17 protein-coding genes are annotated in these 15,970 nt (G+C 72.0%); 11 read left to right on the top strand and 6 right to left on the bottom strand.

The features are described 5' to 3' along the window. Positions 1 to 380: 380 nt before the first annotated feature. The 4 genes from AB0E02_RS30825 to AB0E02_RS30810 form a co-directional block, all read right to left on the bottom strand. The gene (locus AB0E02_RS30825) at positions 381 to 2,318 is read right to left on the bottom strand and encodes a beta-N-acetylglucosaminidase domain-containing protein (RefSeq protein ID WP_362145259.1); all 1,938 of its coding nucleotides are present in this window, start codon (positions 2,316 to 2,318) and stop codon (positions 381 to 383) included. A 259-nt stretch (positions 2,319 to 2,577) separates the two neighbouring features. After that, positions 2,578 to 2,757 carry a DUF6126 family protein gene (locus tag AB0E02_RS30820; RefSeq protein WP_362145256.1) on the bottom strand — a complete coding sequence of 60 codons (180 nt, stop codon included), beginning with the start codon at positions 2,755 to 2,757 and terminating at the stop codon, positions 2,578 to 2,580. Between the two features lie 35 nt (positions 2,758 to 2,792). Further along, the gene (locus tag AB0E02_RS30815) at positions 2,793 to 3,419 is read right to left on the bottom strand and encodes an XRE family transcriptional regulator (protein WP_030415135.1); all 627 of its coding nucleotides are present in this window, start codon (positions 3,417 to 3,419) and stop codon (positions 2,793 to 2,795) included. A 338-nt stretch (positions 3,420 to 3,757) separates the two neighbouring features. Next, positions 3,758 to 4,165 carry a VOC family protein gene (locus tag AB0E02_RS30810; protein ID WP_362145251.1) on the bottom strand — a complete coding sequence of 136 codons (408 nt, stop codon included), beginning with the start codon at positions 4,163 to 4,165 and terminating at the stop codon, positions 3,758 to 3,760. Positions 4,166 to 4,392: 227 nt separating this feature from the next. Between AB0E02_RS30810 and AB0E02_RS30805 the strand changes: the two genes are divergently transcribed. The 5 genes from AB0E02_RS30805 to AB0E02_RS30785 all read left to right on the top strand — a co-directional run bounded on the left by AB0E02_RS30805 (position 4,393) and on the right by AB0E02_RS30785 (position 8,713). Next, entirely contained in the window at positions 4,393 to 4,824 is a 432-nt protein-coding gene (locus AB0E02_RS30805) for a ribonuclease domain-containing protein (RefSeq protein WP_362145248.1), read from the top strand. 344 nt (positions 4,825 to 5,168) lie between these two features. After that, entirely contained in the window at positions 5,169 to 5,837 is a 669-nt protein-coding gene (gene eda / locus AB0E02_RS30800; RefSeq protein ID WP_362145245.1) for a bifunctional 4-hydroxy-2-oxoglutarate aldolase/2-dehydro-3-deoxy-phosphogluconate aldolase, read from the top strand. Positions 5,838 to 6,077: 240 nt separating this feature from the next. After that, a complete protein-coding gene (locus AB0E02_RS30795; RefSeq protein WP_362145242.1) occupies positions 6,078 to 6,908 on the top strand; it encodes a transporter substrate-binding domain-containing protein in 831 nt (276 codons plus the stop codon). Further along, positions 6,908 to 7,447 (top strand): PaaI family thioesterase, encoded by a 540-nt coding sequence (locus tag AB0E02_RS30790; protein WP_362145239.1) that lies wholly within the window; start codon positions 6,908 to 6,910, stop codon positions 7,445 to 7,447. The genes AB0E02_RS30795 and AB0E02_RS30790 overlap by 1 nt, the downstream gene beginning before the upstream one ends. 105 nt (positions 7,448 to 7,552) lie before the next feature. Next, a complete protein-coding gene (locus AB0E02_RS30785) occupies positions 7,553 to 8,713 on the top strand; it encodes a GDSL-type esterase/lipase family protein (RefSeq protein WP_362145236.1) in 1,161 nt (386 codons plus the stop codon). Here AB0E02_RS30785 and AB0E02_RS30780 read toward each other — a convergent pair. Together AB0E02_RS30780 and AB0E02_RS30775 are read right to left on the bottom strand one after the other, a co-directional pair. Next, on the bottom strand, positions 8,700 to 9,059 hold the full coding sequence (locus AB0E02_RS30780; protein ID WP_310726392.1) for a VOC family protein: 360 nt from the start codon (positions 9,057 to 9,059) through the stop codon (positions 8,700 to 8,702). The genes AB0E02_RS30785 and AB0E02_RS30780 overlap by 14 nt on opposite strands. Positions 9,060 to 9,107: 48 nt before the next feature. Further along, positions 9,108 to 10,010 carry a LysR family transcriptional regulator gene (locus AB0E02_RS30775; RefSeq protein WP_362145233.1) on the bottom strand — a complete coding sequence of 301 codons (903 nt, stop codon included), beginning with the start codon at positions 10,008 to 10,010 and terminating at the stop codon, positions 9,108 to 9,110. A gap of 61 nt (positions 10,011 to 10,071) precedes the next feature. On the opposite strand from AB0E02_RS30775, the gene AB0E02_RS30770 reads away from it, so the two are divergent. The 6 genes from AB0E02_RS30770 to AB0E02_RS30745 all read left to right on the top strand — a co-directional run bounded on the left by AB0E02_RS30770 (position 10,072) and on the right by AB0E02_RS30745 (position 15,869). Then, on the top strand, positions 10,072 to 10,794 hold the full coding sequence (locus AB0E02_RS30770; protein ID WP_362145230.1) for an SDR family NAD(P)-dependent oxidoreductase: 723 nt from the start codon (positions 10,072 to 10,074) through the stop codon (positions 10,792 to 10,794). 145 nt (positions 10,795 to 10,939) lie between these two features. Further along, positions 10,940 to 11,659 carry a GntR family transcriptional regulator gene (locus AB0E02_RS30765; RefSeq protein ID WP_362145268.1) on the top strand — a complete coding sequence of 240 codons (720 nt, stop codon included), beginning with the start codon at positions 10,940 to 10,942 and terminating at the stop codon, positions 11,657 to 11,659. 169 nt (positions 11,660 to 11,828) lie between these two features. After that, the gene (locus tag AB0E02_RS30760; RefSeq protein WP_362145227.1) at positions 11,829 to 12,824 is read left to right on the top strand and encodes a sugar ABC transporter substrate-binding protein; all 996 of its coding nucleotides are present in this window, start codon (positions 11,829 to 11,831) and stop codon (positions 12,822 to 12,824) included. A 224-nt stretch (positions 12,825 to 13,048) separates the two neighbouring features. Further along, entirely contained in the window at positions 13,049 to 14,023 is a 975-nt protein-coding gene (locus AB0E02_RS30755) for a sugar ABC transporter substrate-binding protein (protein WP_362145265.1), read from the top strand. After that, a complete protein-coding gene (locus tag AB0E02_RS30750) occupies positions 14,020 to 15,063 on the top strand; it encodes an ABC transporter permease (protein WP_362145224.1) in 1,044 nt (347 codons plus the stop codon). The genes AB0E02_RS30755 and AB0E02_RS30750 overlap by 4 nt, the downstream gene beginning before the upstream one ends. Then, positions 15,060 to 15,869 carry an ATP-binding cassette domain-containing protein gene (locus AB0E02_RS30745; protein ID WP_362145221.1) on the top strand — a complete coding sequence of 270 codons (810 nt, stop codon included), beginning with the start codon at positions 15,060 to 15,062 and terminating at the stop codon, positions 15,867 to 15,869. Before AB0E02_RS30750 ends, AB0E02_RS30745 begins: the two co-directional genes overlap by 4 nt. The last annotated feature ends 101 nt before the right edge of the window (positions 15,870 to 15,970 follow it).

Genomic DNA, 15,970 nt, shown 5'->3' with positions numbered 1-15,970 from the left:
ACACCCCCCCCCGGGGTGGGGCGGGGCGGGTGGGGCCGGTTGTGTGGACGTAAAGCGTCAGCAGTCCACACAACCGGCCCCGGAGGTCCGTCACCGCACCCAACACCCACCCAGCCCGCCGCAGGCGCAACGGCGAGACGCCCCGCGGCGGGACAGACGGGTACGTGCGGGGCGCCGCCAAGCGCAACGGCGACCAAGCCCCGCGGCGGGACAGACGGGTACGTAGGGGGCGCCGCAAAGCGCGCAACGGTGAGACCACCCGCGGCGCAGCAGACGGCCACGTGCGGGGCGCCGCAAAGCGCAACGGCGAGCAACCCCGACGGCGGGACAGCCAGGTACGTGGGGCCGAGGCCAAGCGCAGCGCCCCGCGGGACGGCGAGCTACGTGCGGGGGCGCCGCAAAGCGGCGCCGGCGACCGCGTCGTCGACGAAGGCGTCCAGCACCTTGTCCGCCACCACCACCGGAACCCGTTTGCCCTTCAGGTCCACGTACACGAAGGACTTGGCGGTCTTCAGCTGTTCCGGAATGCGCTCCCGCAGTTCCTTGGCCCGGGCCTCGTCGCCCGCCTTCGTCGCCTCGATCAGTGCCAGCGCGCTACGTCCCGCGATGCCCCAGGCGTGTGTCGCGTCCAGCCAGGGGCCGCTGTCGTCGACGAAGCCGCGGTCGGCCAGCCGGGCGCGCAGCACCGAGGGCGCGTCCCGGAGGGTACGCAGCACCGCGTCCAGCCGTCCGGCGTTCCCGTCCTTGCGGAACTGGCCGATGGCGGCGGCCAGTTCGGGCGCCTGCTGCGGATTGAGCGAGGAGGCGTAGCTCGCGTCGGCGAAGGCACGCAGCGCCCGTCGGGTCCCCGCGTCGCGGCCGGCCAGCTCGTCGAGCGCGGCGCCCCAGGAGGTACGGGCGTCATAGGCCTTGTCGTTCCACGCGTAGTCCGCCACCGTGTACAGCGCGATCTTGGACGCCGCGGGCTGGATCATCGGGTTCGCGGTGATCCCCGCCAGCTCGCCGGGCAGTCCCTGCTCCCGGCCGTTGAACGGGCCGAGCAGCAGCCGGCTGGTCACGTAGTCGTTGACCGGGTAGTTGTCCCAGGTCAGGATCGGGTGGCCGAAGACCTCCCGGGCCTGCTCGGCCTGGGCGACGGTCATCGTGGGCGCTATCACCCCGACGCCCGTCCACTCCACCACGACGTTCTTGTCCAGCTGGGTGGCGAGGGCCTTCTTGTACGGCGTGGGCTTCACGTCGTAGTACTCGGTCGGCACCATCTCCAGCGGGCGGGCACCCGGATGCCCGGCGATGAAGTCCTGGTTGACGCGGTTGAGCAGATGGGCCTGCGCGGCGCCGGCCGCGCCGCCACCGGTGCCGAACCTGTCCTGGTCGGCCGCGCAGTTCCAATGGGTGTAGCTGATGTCGTCCAGCGGCACGGCGAAGTCGCGCACGCCGATGTCCCACAGGGTCTGGAACTTGGCGGTGAGCGCCTTGAGGTCGGCGTCCGAGCTGTAGCAGACCGAGAGGCCGGGGGAGAGGGCGTAGGTGAAGTCCACATGGCGGGCCCGGGCCCGGTCCACCAGCTCCTTGAGCTGCCCGAGGCGGTCCGTGGGGTAAGGATCGCGCCACTTCTCCCGTAGGTAGGCGTCGTCCTTGGGCGAGTAGACGTAGGTGTTCATCTTGTGCGCGCCGTAGAAGTCGAGCTGGTCGAGCCGGGCGCGGTGGGACCAGGGCGTGCCGTAGAAGCCCTCGATGACGCCGCGCAGCGGGGTGGCCGGCCAGTCCCGTACGGCGGTGCCCGGCACCTGACCGCCAGGGTGGTCGCGGTGCGGCAGCAGCTGCCGGAGTGACTGCGCGGCGTAGTAGCTGCCGGTGGCGTCCTTGCCCGCCAGCGCGATCCGGCCGGCGCCGACGGCCAGTGCGTAGCCCTCGGCGGGCAGCCCGTCGGTGCCCTGTGCGCCCAGGTCGCGGAGCGCCCGCGCGGCGTCCGGCCCGTCCACGTAGACCGTCAACTGTCCTTCGGCGGGCGCCCGGCCGGCCCGTACGACGTGGTCGGCGCCGGCGGCCTTGAGGGACCGTTCGACCAGCTCCAGTGCCGCGGGATCGGCCTTCCGGCCGGCGACGATGGTGGCGGTCGGGGTGATGACCACCCGGCCGGGCAGGCGGTGTGCGGACTGCGGGACGGGGGTGATGGCGCCGGCGGCCGCGGGCCGGTCGCCGGTGCTCTCCCGGTCCGTGTGCCGGCCGGTGCCCGGCGGTCCGGCCATGCCCGTGAGGGGCAGGACGGCCAGCGTCATGGCCAGCGTGGTGGCCGCCGCGGTGCGCGTACGGTGCATCCTTCGGTCCTCCTCGGTGCGACGAGGTGCAGGGACGAGGTACAGGGACGAGGTGAGGCGAACAGGTAGGGGACGAGTCTGGTGCCAGGACTGCGCGGCAGCAGGCTTCACCCGCGGGGCACACCGGGGCAATGGACTTTCGGACCGAAGGAATGGACGTTGCCGGCCGTGGCCGTGACCGTGGCCCTGGGCGTGGCCGTGACCGTGGTCTCGTGGGAGTGGGCGGGGCCGGGGAGCCGCCGGGCGCGGCGGCCAGCGGTCAGCGTGACTTGGCGATGATCACCAGCAGGCTCATGAAGGCCAGCAGGACGTGCGTGGCGACGACGTAGATGAACACCCGCACATACAGTCCGCGGGGTGGCTTGTTCTCGACGTAGCGGGAAGGGGCGGGAGTGGCGGAGGGGCCGGCGGGAAGATCGGCCGGGGTCCGGTCGGGCACGGCGTACGGTCCTTTCGTTCGGGCGGCGCGCGGGCTCACACGCCGCGGTACCTCGCGTCGTCGCCCAGGCACAGCTCGGCGGCGCCGCTCTGCAGCAGCGTGTGGACGAACAGGAGCTCCGTGCCGCCCCGGGAGTCGGCGGCGATCCGGTGCGGGGTGAGCGAGTCGAAGTGCGCCGCGTCCCCCGGGGCCAGCACGTGCGCCGCCGCACCGAGCGTCAGCCGCAGCCGTCCCTTGAGGACGTAGAGCCACTCCTCGCCGGGGTGCACCCGCACCAGCTCGCCCTGCGCGCGTTGGGGCACGTGCACCCGGAGCGCCTGCATGGCGCGGCCGGCTCCGCCCACGGTCCAGTACGTCCAGCCGCCGGCCTCGGAGGGCTCGGCGCGGTCCGCCCGGACGATCGGGTCCCGCTCCGGGGCGGTCTCGCCGAGCAGGTCGGATACCGTGGTTCCGTACGTCCGCGCGAGCGCCAGCAGCATCGGCAGCGAGGGCTGCCGCCGGCCGGTCTCCAGGCGGGACAGGTGCGCGGGCGACAGCCCGACCAGCCGGGCCGCCGTCTCCAGCGTGAGGCCACTGCGTCGCCGTAGGTCACGCAGGCGCGGCGCGACGGTGGGGAGCTCGGCCGGCGGAACGCCGGGGGGCTCGTCGGGGAGCTCGGACATATCACCGGTATAGCGATATGCGGCCTGGCGGGCAAAAGTTTTGCCTCAGAGGCAAAAGCCCCCCGGGACGAGGGATCACCGTACGGAATTCCCTGAGGGGCTCCGTACAGAATTCCGCCGAGCGGTTCCGTCCGGAATGCCGCCGAGCGGTCCCGTACGGACTTCCCCGTCCGGCGTCCGTGTCCGACCCCCGGTCAGGCCCGACCCAGGGACAGGCCCGACCCAGGGAACTCAGGGACAGGCCCGACCCAGGCTCAGGCCCGCCCCCCCGTTCAGGCCGACCCCCCGTCGGGGCCGGCTCCCGGTCAGGCCCGACCCCGTTCAGGCCCGACCCCCCGTCAGGACCGGTCCGCGTCCTCCGGGTACCACCGCAGCTCGACGGTGTTGCCGTCCGGGTCCTGGACGTAGATCGACTGGGCATCGCCGCGCGCGCCGTAGCGGCCGACCGGGCCCTCCAGGACGGTGAAGACGCCGGAGTCGATGACCTCCTGCCAGTCCAGCGGGTCCACGACGAGACAGATGTGGTCCACGTTGGTGGCCGGTGCCGCGCCCGCCTCGTCCTCGGGGTGGGTGATGAGGTCGATGATCGTGACGGGGTTGATCCGCACCGACGGGAACGGGGCCTCGCCGGCCCGCCACTCCTCGACCCGGACCGGCTCCAGCCCGAGCGGCCCGCAGTAGAAGTCCAGCGCCCGCTCGATGTCCCGCACCTTGAGCACCAGGTGGTCGAAGTCCTTGACCTGCATGGAAAACCCTCCCTCTTGTTGCCGTGCCGGTGCTGACGGACCGTCCGTGGCACCGCCGGTCCGCTCACGCCCTCGGTGATCGTCCGCGCGCTCATCATGCCTGGTGGGGGCCGGAGGGGACATCGTGATTTTTCCGGCTTCCGGTTGGGGTGACCGTGTGAACTCCGGGGAAACATCCGCCGTTTGGGATTGACAGGGCCATGTCTACGCGCGTCATTCTGGGAGGCATGAGAATCCCCCCACGGATTACCAGGATCGGCGCCGCGGGCGCCCTCGCATCGGCTCTTCTCCTCGGCGGGACCGCGGTCGCCGCCACCCCCTCCAGTCCGGCCGCCTCGCACGCCGCCTACGCAACGGCCGTGCACGTCAAGGACGTCGGCAGCGTCTGTTACTCCAAGCTGCCCTCGCAGGCCCATGACACCCTCGACCTGATCGCCAAGGGCGGCCCCTTCCCGTACCCGAAGGACGGCACGGTCTTCGACAACCGCGAGGGCGTCCTGCCGAAGCAGAGCACCGGCTACTACCACGAGTACACGGTCATCACCCCGGGCTCGCCCGACCGCGGTGCCCGGCGCATCGTGGCCGGCGAGAAGAAGGACGAGGACTACTACACCGCCGACCACTACTCCACGTTCGACCTGGTCGACCGCAACTGCTGAGACCGGCTCAGCCGGCGCACGGGGTCGCCCGAACGACCCTGACACCATCCGCCGCGGCGGTCGGGGTGCCTTGTGCACCCCGGCCGCCGCTTTGCCGTGCGCCCCCCTCTGACCTCGCTCTTCTCGCATTTCTTGGCAGAAGGGGCGCGCGGGGCGCACCCCCCGGGAGAGGATTGTCGGTGGTTCCCGGTAGCGTTTCGGTGGAAACGAGGAGCGGGCGGGCATCGGCGGACAAGGGACCATGTGGGGTCAGCTGCTGCGGCACGCCCGGGAAAGTGCCGTATCCGCCATGGCCGGGCGGTCCGGCATGGTGCGTCGCAGACAAGGAAGGACGGCGAACTGCCGTGTATCGCTGGGAGATCACCCGGGCCGCACTGGCGCAGCGCGTATTCGCCATCGTTCGCAGCAAGACCTACGACGAGGCGAGCGCCACCGCCGACACCTTGCTGTCGGCCGGCATCACGACCCTGGAGATATCCCTGACCACCCCCTTCGCCCTGGAGGCGGTCACGACCCTGACGCGCGAGCTGGGTGAGGACGCGGTCATCGGCGCGGGCACGGTCCTTGACGCGATGTCGGCCCGGATGGCGGTCGATGCCGGCGCCCGCTTCCTGGTCTCGCCCAGCCTGGACCCCGAGGTCATCCGCACCGCCCACCGCTACGGCGTCCCGGTCTTCCCCGGCGTCTCGACGCCCACCGAAATGGTCCGCGCCCTGGAGCTCGGCGCGGACGCCCTGAAGCTCTTCCCCGCCTCGGCCCACGACCCGTCCTGGCTCACGGAGGTCCGCGCGGCGCTGCCCCAGGCGCCGCTGCTGCCGACCGGCGGGGTGACGGTCGACAGCGCGCCCGAGTGGATCGCCGCCGGCGCGGTAGCCGTCGGCATGGGCGCCGCCCTCTCCGAAGGCGACCGCGACACCGTCGCCAAGCGCGCCGCCGAGCTCCTCGCCCGTCTCGCCGAAGCCACCCCGGACGGGGCGGCGGGCGACGAGGAGAGTGTGTTGTACGGCGGCTGACGGGCTGACGGGCCCATGGGCTGACGGGTCGCAGGAGTGCCGGGTTGACGGGCTGACGGTCGCCGGGCCGACGGCTGAGGGGTGGTCGGCTCGCGGCTTCCCGGACGGCCGTTCCGCCGGCCGTTCCGGTCTCCGGGCAGGGGCTTCCCGCCGATCATCGGCTCTGCCAGGCTGAGCGCGCGATCACCCGACGAGGCGTCAGCACCGCGCCCCGCAGCCCAAGGAGCTTCAGGAGATCCGATGAAGCGTGCCGTCACCCTCTCCGCCCTCGCCTGTCTGCTCGCCGTCACCACAGCCGCCCCGGCGGCGTCCGGCGCCCCCGCCCCGGCACGACAGCCCGCCCCCGAACGCGGACGGCAGGCGTCGGCGCTCGACACCGTTCCGCGGCGCGGGGTGCTGCGGGTGTGCACCACCGGCGACTACCGCCCCTTCAGCTACCGCGACCCCGGCACCGGCAGCTACCGCGGGGTGGACATCGACATGGCCCGGGACCTCGCCCACAGTCTGGACGCCGAGCCCCGTTACGTCCCGTCCACCTGGGCCGGCCTGGTCGGCGACCTGGCGGCCGGGCGCTGCGACATCGCCATGGGCGGCGTCTCGATCACCCTGGCACGGGCCCGTTCGGTCGCCTTCAGCGAGCCCACCCGCACGGACGGCAAGACCCCGATCGTGCGCTGTGCGGACAAGGACAAGTACGGCACCCTGGAGCAGATCGACCGCCCCGGCACGACCGTCATCGTCAACCCGGGCGGCACCAACGAGGAGTTCGCCCGCGCCCACATCAAGCACGCGACGCTGAAGGTCCATCCGGACAACACCACGATCTTCCACGAGATCATCGCGGGCCGCGCCGACGTGATGATGACCGACGCCAGCGAGACCCGCTATCAGGCGAAGCTCCACCCGGAACTCTGCTCGGTCCACCCGGACAAGCCCTTCACCTTCTCCGAGAAGGCCTATGCGCTGCCCCGGAGCGACCACGACTTCACGGCCTATGTGAACCAGTGGGTGCATCTGGCCACCCACGACGGCACCTACCGGAAGTACGAGAACGCCTGGATGGGGGAGTGATGACGGACACCCAGCGGGCGGGCGTCGGGCGCGATCCCGCCGCGGCCTCCGACCCCGCCGCAGCCCTCGATACAGCTACAGCCCTCGACCCCGCCGCGGTCTTCGATCTCGCGTCCGCCCAAAAGGGCCTGGACGAGCAGCCGTTCAGCAGGCTGCTGCGGGCCCGGCTCACCGCGTTCGGGGACGGCGGGGCGACGCTGGAGCTGGACATCCGTGAGGAACTGCTGCAGCAGTACGGGTTCGTGCACGGCGGGGTGCTGTCGTACGCCGCCGACAACACCCTGACGTTCGCCGCGGCCACCGCCCTGGGCCCGGCCCTCGTCACCGGCGGCTTCTCGATCCAGTACCTGCGGCCGGCGCGCGGCCGTACGCTCCGCGCCCGTGCCGAGGTCGTCCACGCCGGCCGCCGGCAGGCCGTGTGCCGGTGCGACCTGACGGTGCTCGCCGCGGACGGCACCGAGCGGCTGTGTGCGGTGGCGCAGGGCACGGCGCTGTCCCTCAACGGCCCGGTGGACAACGGTCCGGCCGGCGGTGGCTGAGGAAAAGCGGGTGCGAAACGGGCATCCGGCGGGAAGGCTGGTCCTCATGATCGTTCCCTTCGACGGCGTCCTCAGGACGTTCCCGAGCCCCGCAGGCAGGCCGGCGTGACCGACTGGATCACCACCCCCGTGGAACCGCACCTCCTGCGCGGTGCCCTGGAGGCGGAGCGCACCGCGCACGGCGTGCTGCCGCACCGGCTGCCCGCGTGGGCCCGTCAGCAGTGGCCCGACGACTACCTGTCCATGGTCGAGTCCCAGCCCTCCGGCGTACGGCTGGTCTTCCGCACCCGCGCCACCGCCGTCGAGCTGGACACACTCCCCACGAAGACGGTCTACGAGGGCGCCCCGCCCCAGCCGGACGGCGTGTACGACCTGGTCGTGGACGGCCGGTTCACCGCCCGGGCCGGTGTCGCGGCCGGCAACGTCCGCACCATCGACCTGGCCACCCAGGCGATCGTCACCCGTCCCGGCCCGCCCGGCACCCTCCGTTTCGGCGGTCTGGCCGCCGGCATGAAGGACATCGAGATCTGGCTGCCGCAGACCGAGACCACCGAGCTGATCGCGCTGCGCACCGACGCACCGGTCGAGGCCGCCCCGGACCGCGGCCGCCGGGTCTGGCTGCACCACGGCAGCTCGATCAGCCACGGCTCCTCCGCCGAGGGGCCGACCGAGACCTGGCCGGCGCTGGCCGCCGCCCGCGGCGGGGTGGAGCTGATCAACCTCGGCTTCGGCGGCAACGCGCTGCTGGACCCGTTCACCGCCCGCGCCATGCGGGACACCCCGGCGGACCTGATCAGCGTCAAGATCGGCATCAATCTGGTCGGCCACGACCTGATGCGGCTGCGCGCCTTCGGGCCGGCGGTGCACGGCTTCCTCGACACGATCCGCGAGGGGCACCCGACCGCGCCGCTGCTGGTCGTGTCGGCCGTCCTGTGCCCGGTGCACGAGGACACCCCCGGGCCCGGCGCGCCGGACTTCAGCTCCGGGACGCTGCGCTTCACCGCCCTCGGCGACCCCAAGGACCCCGGGCGCCTCACGCTGAACCGCATCCGGGACGAGCTGGTCCGGGTCACCGCCGCGCGGGCGGCCGACGATCCGAACCTGCACTACCTCGACGGCCGGGTGCTCTACGGCGAGGAGGACCACGCCGAACTGCCGCTGCCGGACGCGCTGCACCCGGACCCGGCCGGTCATCGCCGTATCGGCGAGCGGTTCGCCGAGCGCGTCTTCGGGGACGGCGGTCCGTTCGCCGTCAGGGACGACTGACCGTGTGCCCGAGGACGTTGACGATCCGTCCGTCCGGGTCGCGGACGAAGAAGCGGCGTACGCCCCACTCCTCGTCCGCGAGGGGCCGGACGATCGTGGCGCCCGCGGCCCGCAGGGCAGCGTGCACCGCGTCCACGTCGTCGACCTCGATGCTGAGGTCGGGGGTGACCGGAGCGGTCCGGTCCGCGGTCAGGAAGGTGAGCTGGGCGGTGGGGTTGGCCGGCGAGGCCAGTGTCATGACCCAGCCCTGGTTCATGACCTCCTCCAGGCCGAGCAGCCCGTAGAAGTCGCGGTTCTCCTCCAGGGCGGTCGACCGGAGGTCGGGGACGACCCGGCGTACGGACATGGGAACTCCTCACAGCTGACGTGCGGACGTGCGGACGGGTGCGGTCGGTCAGGGGGTGGCGGGCGGTGATTCGTGGTGCCGGACGGCGTCGAGGACGTCGCGCAGCACGGTGCGGTGGTCGTCCGGGCGGCGGACCAGCGCGAGTTGGGAGAGCGCCAGGCCGGTGACGGGGCGGGCGACGACGCCCGGGCGCCGGTAGATCTCGGCGTTCCCGGCCGCCAGCAGGACCACCCCGAGGCCCTCGGCCACCGCCTCGAAGGTCTCGTCCGCGTTGGCGACCACCCCGCCGATGCGCACCGGCCGGCCGCCCCGTTCGTCCACCGCGAGCCAGTGGTCCCGCAGGATCCCCGCGCTTTCCGGCAGTGCCAGGAACGGTTCGTCGAGCAGCGCGGCGAACGGGATCCCGTCGGCCGCCGCGAGCCGGTGGCCGGCCGGCAGCGCCACCCACCGCGGTTCGGTGGCCACGACGTGCACGGCGAACGCCTCCTGCCCGGGGAACGGCAGCCACAGCAGCGCCAGGTCCGTCTCGCCGCCCGCGAGCCCGGCGGTGGCGTCCGCCCAGTCGATCTGCCGTACCTGGAGGCGCCAGTTGGGGCGGCGCTCGGCGAGCCGTGCGCGGATCGCGGGGAGCAGCCCGCGGCCGGTGCTCGTCGAGATGCCCAGGGTCAGCACGGCGGCCTCCGCGGCGGCCGCGTCGCTGACCGCACGCTGCGTCTCGTCCCAGAGCCGGACCAGTTCCCGTGCCCTGGGCAGCAGCGCGGCACCGGACGCGGTCAGCGTCACCGTGCGCCGGTCGCGGTCGAACAGCCTGACCCGCAGTCCCTCCTCCAGCTGCCGGATCTGCTTGCTCAGCCCCGGCTGGGAGATGAACAGCCGCTCGGCGGCCCGGGTGAAGTTCAACTCCTCGGCCGTGGCGACGAAGTAGCGCAGGTCCCGCAGATGAGCGTCCATAGCCATGGGTTATCAGAAGCGGCCTTGGACGCGCAGGAAGTCGGGGACGGAAGATGGCTCCATGGACGCCGACCCTCCCACCGGACCCGTCGCCCTCGTCACCGGCGCCACCCGCGGCATCGGCCGCGAGGTGTGCCGGCAGCTGGCGGCGCGCGGGTACACGGTGCTGCTGACCGGACGCTCGCCGGGCGCCGTGCGGCGGGCGGCCGGGGACCTGTGCGGCGCTCCCGGGGCGGGCCGGGACGTCCGGCCGTTGCCCATGGACGTGACCGACGACGCCGGTGTGGCGGCGGCCGCGGCCGAGGTCGCCGAGCGCTTCGGCCGGCTGGACGTGCTGGTCAACAATGCCGCCATCGGCTACGACACCGGGCAGCGGGCCGTCACCGCCGATCTCGCGCGGGTGCGCGAGGTGGCCGAGACCAACCTCTACGGGCCGTGGCGCACCGCGATCGCCTTCGCCCCGCTGCTGCGCGCCTCGGACCATCCGCGGCTGGTCAACGTCTCCAGCGAGGCCGGCTCGCTGACCAACATGGGCGGCGGCACCCCCGCGTACACCGCGTCCAAGGCGGCGCTCAACGCGCTGACCCGGATGCTGGCCGCCGAGCTGCGGGCCGACGGCGTGCTGGTCAACGCGGTCTGTCCGGGCTGGGTGGCCACCGACATGGGCGGGCCGGGCGGCCGGCCGGTGGCCGAGGGCGCGGCCGGTGTCGTGCACGCGGCGATCCTGCCGGACGACGGCCCCACGGGCGGCTTCTTCCGGGACGGCCGCCCGCTGCCCTGGTAGCCCGCCGCGGCCCCAGGTGGCCCGTCATGTCCGGACAATGTGACCTCCGGACTTCCCGTCAACTGTGCGGGCGGATACGCTCGCGAACGTGGGGAAACGCGATACGGAACAAGCCCTGGGCGCCGAGAGCCCCGTTCAGTTCAGCGTGGACCGGAGCAGTCCGGTCCCGCTGTATTTCCAGCTGTCGCAGCAGCTGGAGGCGGCGATCGAGACCGGCAAACTGGCGCCCGGCAGTCTGCTCGGCAACGAGATCGAGCTGGCCGGCCGGCTCGGGCTGTCCCGGCCCACGGTCCGCCAGGCCATCCAGTCGCTGGTCGACAAGGGGCTGCTGGTGCGCCGCCGCGGCATCGGCACCCAGGTCGTGCACAGCCAGGTCAAGCGCCCGCTGGAGCTGAGCAGCCTCTACGACGACCTGGAGGCGGCCGGGCAGAAACCGGCCACCCGGGTGCTGCTCAACACCACCACCGAGGCCGATGCCGAGGTCGCCGCGGCGCTGGGCCTCGCCGAGGGCGCGGAGGTCGCACTGGTCGAGCGGCTGCGGCTGACCCACGGCGAACCGGTCGCCCACCTGCGCAACCACCTCCCCGCCGGCCTGCTGAGGCTGGACACCGCCGAACTGGAGGAGACCGGGCTGTACCGCCTGATGCGGTCGGCCGGGATCACCCTGCACAGCGCCCGCCAGTCCGTCGGCGCCCGGGCCGCCACCGCGGAGGAGGGGCAGCGGCTCGACGAGCCCGAGGGCGCCCCGCTGCTCACCATGCAGCGGACGACCTTCGACGACACCGGACGCGCCGTGGAGTTCGGCTCGCACGTCTACCGGGCGTCGCGCTACGCCTTCGAGTTCCAGCTGCTCGTACGGCCGTGAGCGGGGCGGGCGGTTCGCGGGGCCCCCGCCGGAGCCGCCCGCGGTCCACGTTCGCCCGCCCATGTGCTTTCGTCAGAATGTTCTGACAAAGCATTGACGTGGCTCCGCGCGGGCCGTTACAACTCCTCCAGCCGCATTCCGGCGGCCGTGGAGAAAAGGCGGTTCCACGATGATCAGCGTGCGTACGACCGGCGTCCGGCGGCTCAGCCTCCGCAGCGCCGCCGCTTTACTGACCACCGTCGCACTGGCCGCCGGGTGCAGCGCCACCGGCGGCCAGGACGCCAAGGACGAGGGAGCCGGCGGCACCCGCATGACCATCGGGATGGTCAGCCACGCCGGCGACGGCGACACCTTCTGGGACATCGTCCAGAACGGCGCCCAGCAGGCCGCCGCCAAGGACCACGTGAAGTTCCTCTACGCGCACGACAAGGAGGGCGGCCAGCAGGCCGAGCTGATCCAGTCCTACATCGACCAGAAGGTCGACGGGCTGATCGTCACCCTCGCCAAGCCGCAGGCCGTCAAGGCGGCCGTCCGCAAGGCCGAGGCCGCCGGCATCCCGGTGATCACCATCAACTCGGGCGGTGAGTTCTCCCGGGCGTACGGGGCGCTCACCCACATCGGGCAGGACGAGTCGGTGGCCGGCCGCGCGGTCGGCGAGGAGCTGAACCACCGGGGGGCGAAGAAGGTCCTCTGCGTCCTCCACGAGCAGGGCAACGTGTCGCTGGAGGACCGCTGCGCGGGCGTCCGCAAGGGCTTCCACGGGACCGTCGAGAACCTCAACGTCGACGGCACCAACGCCCCCGCCGCCCAGTCCTCGATCGAGGCCAAGCTGCAGTCCGACAAGTCGCTGGACGCGATCGTGACGCTCGGCGCCCCGATCGCGGCGCTCTCGGTCAAGGCCAAGCAGGACGCCGGCAGCCGCGCGCAGATCGCGACCTTCGACCTGAACGGCGCCGTGGTCAAGCTGCTCAAGGCCAAGGACGTCACCTTCGCCGTCGACCAGCAGCCCTACCTCCAGGGCTACGAGGCGGTCGACCTGCTCTGGCTGCACAAGACCAACGCCGACGTCCTCGGCGGCGGGAAGCCGGTGCTCACCGGGCCCGCGCTGGTGACCCAGAAGGACGTGCCCCAGCTGACCGAGTACACCGGGCGAGGCACCAGGTGAGAGCAGAGGGAAGACGGGACGACCCCATGAACCGGGACAGATCACCGGTAACGGATACTTGGCCGGTTGGCCCCGGCCGGCCGGCGCCGGAGTGCGGCACCGCACCCGCCCGGACCGGGCGGCCCACACAGCGAATACGACCGACGCAGCCGACACGGCGAGATCAGCGGGAAGGGCGAGTCCTCGTGGCAAGGGTTCGAAGAAGGGGACGCGTCGTGAGCGCCGTGCTGGCGGCGGTGCTCGGCGCCTCCCTGGCGGGGTGCAGCAGCACCGGCGGCAAGCGCGCCGAGGAAGAGCGCGCCGCGAAGGCCGCCGGCGGCAAGGCCGCGGTGAACACCCCCAGGTGGACGTTCGCGATGGTCACCCACTCGGGAGACGGCGACACCTTCTGGGACATCGTGCAGAACGGCGCCCAGCAGGCCGCCCTCAAGGACAACATCAAGTTCGTCTACGGGCACGACGAGGAGGCCCAGCGGCAGAGCCAGCTGGTGCAGTCCTACATCGACCAGAAGGTCGACGGGCTGATCGTCTCCCTCGCCAAGCCCAACGCCATGAAGGACGTCGTCGAAAAGGCCGAGAAGGCCGGCATACCGGTGATCACCGTCAACTCCGGCGCCGAGGAGTCCAAGGCGTTCGGCGCGCTCACCCACATCGGGCAGGACGAGACGGTGGCCGGCGAGGCGGTCGGCGACGAGCTGAACCGGCGCGGCCGCAAGAAGGCCCTGTGCGTCCTGCACGAACAGGGCAACGTCGGCCACGAACAGCGCTGCGAGGGCGCCGCCAAGACCTTCAAGGGCAAGCTGGAGAAGCTCTACGTCGAGGGCACCAACATGCCCGACGTGCAGTCCTCCATCGAGTCCAAGCTCCAGGCCGACCCGTCCATCGACGCCGTGGTCACCCTCGGCGCACCCTTCGCGCCCACCGCCGTCAAGGCCAGGGAACAGGCCGGCAGCAAGGCCGAGATCGACACCTTCGACCTCAACGCCCAGGTCGCGGCCGGCCTCAAGGACGACACCCTCGGCTTCGCCGTCGACCAGCAGCCCTACCTCCAGGGCTACGAGGCGGTCGACCTGCTCTGGCTGTACAAGTACAACTCCGACACCCTCGGCGGCGGGAAGCCGGTGCTCACCGGGCCCCAGGTGATCACCAAGAAGGACGCCGGCGCCCTGCAGGACTACACGAAGCGGGGTACCCGATGACCGCCACCCTCAAGGCACCCGTCCAGGACGAACGGCTGCTGCACCGCTCCCTGGCCCGCCGGCTGATGGGCCGCCCCGAACTGGGCTCGGTCGTCGGCGCCGCCGCGGTCTTCGTCTTCTTCTCGATCGTCGCCGAGCCCTTCCTGCGGGCGTCCAGCCTGTCCACCGTGCTCTACGCCTCCTCGACCATCGGGATCATGGCCGTACCGGTGGCACTGCTGATGATCGGCGGGGAATTCGACCTCTCGGCCGGCGTGATGGTCGTCAGCTCGGCGCTGATCTCGTCGATGTTCAGCTACCAGATGACCGCCAACACCTGGGTCGGTGTCGGGGTGTCCCTGCTGGTCACCCTCGCCATCGGGGCGTTCAACGGATTCCTGCTGACCCGCACGAAGCTGCCCAGCTTCATCATCACGCTCGGCACCTTCTTCATGCTGACCGGCCTCAACCTCGGCTTCACCAAACTGATCAGCGGCACCGTCTCGACGAAGTCCATCGCCGACATGGAGGGCTTCGCATCGGCCCGGGCCCTCTTCGCCTCGCACCTGACCGTCGGCAGCGTCGACATCCAGGTCACCATCGTGTGGTGGATCGCGCTGGTCGCCGTGGCCACCTGGGTCCTGCTGCGCACCCGCGTCGGCAACTGGATCTTCGCGGTGGGCGGCAACGCCGACGCCGCGCGGGCGGTCGGCGTCCCGGTCACCAGGACCAAGATCGGCCTCTACATGGGCGTTGCCTTCGCCGCCTGGATCTCCGGCCAGCACCTGCTGTTCTCCTACGACGCGATCCAGTCCGGCGACGGCGTCGGCAACGAATTCCTCTACATCATCGCCGCGGCGGTCGGCGGCTGCCTGATGACCGGCGGCTTCGGCTCGGCGATCGGCGCCGCCGTCGGCGCCTTCATCTTCGGCATGGCCAGCAAGGGCATCGTCTACGCGCAGTGGAATCCGGACTGGTACAAGTTCTTCCTCGGCGCGATGCTGCTGCTCGCCACACTCCTGAACGCATGGGTCCGCAAGCGGGCGGAGGACAAGGCATGACAGCGCTGGTCGAGCTGACCGACGTCAGCAAGTACTACGGCAACGTCCGGGCACTGGAGGGCGTGTCCCTGGAGGTGCACGCGGGGGAGATCACCTGCGTGCTCGGCGACAACGGCGCCGGCAAGTCCACCCTCATCAAGATCATCGCCGGGCTGCACCGGCACGACCGCGGCACCTTCACGATCGAGGGCGAGGAGACCACCCTGGCCTCCCCGCGCGAGGCCCTCGACCGCGGGATCGCCACCGTCTATCAGGACCTCGCCGTCGTCTCCCTCATGCCGGTCTGGCGGAACTTCTTCCTCGGCTCCGAGCAGACCACCGGCGTGGGCCCCTTCAAGCGCCTCGACGTGGCGACGATGCGCGAGACCACCCGCAGCGAGCTGCTGCGGATGGGCATCGACCTGCGCGACGTCGACCAGCCCATCGGCACCCTCTCGGGCGGCGAACGGCAGTGCGTGGCCATCGCCCGCGCCGTCTACTTCGGCGCCAAGGTCCTGGTCCTGGACGAGCCGACCGCGGCACTCGGCGTCAAGCAGTCCGGCGTCGTCCTCAAGTACGTCGCGGCCGCCCGGGACGCCGGCCTCGGCGTGGTGTTGATCACGCACAACCCGCACCACGCCTACCTCGTCGGCGACCGCTTCGTCCTCCTCAAGCGCGGCACGATGGCCGGCAGCCACACCAAGAAGGAGATCGCCCTGGAGGAGCTGACCCGTCAAATGGCGGGCGGCAGCGAACTGGAACAACTCAGTCACGAGCTGGCCCGCACCGCCACCCCGGAATTCCCCGGCGGCCACCGGCCCGACTGAGCAGGTCAGCAGGGTGCCGCGCCCCGCACCGGCCGCCCGGCCGCGCGGGGCGCGGCACTGCCGGTCGCGGTGCGCCGGACGCCGCCGGTGATGCACAATCG

Source organism: Streptomyces sp. NPDC048196 (genome assembly GCF_040652715.1).
Lineage (GTDB): Bacteria > Actinomycetota > Actinomycetes > Streptomycetales > Streptomycetaceae > Streptomyces > Streptomyces siderophoricus.
Note: the sequence above shows the minus strand (reverse complement) of the source record. Positions and strands in the feature narration are given on the sequence as shown.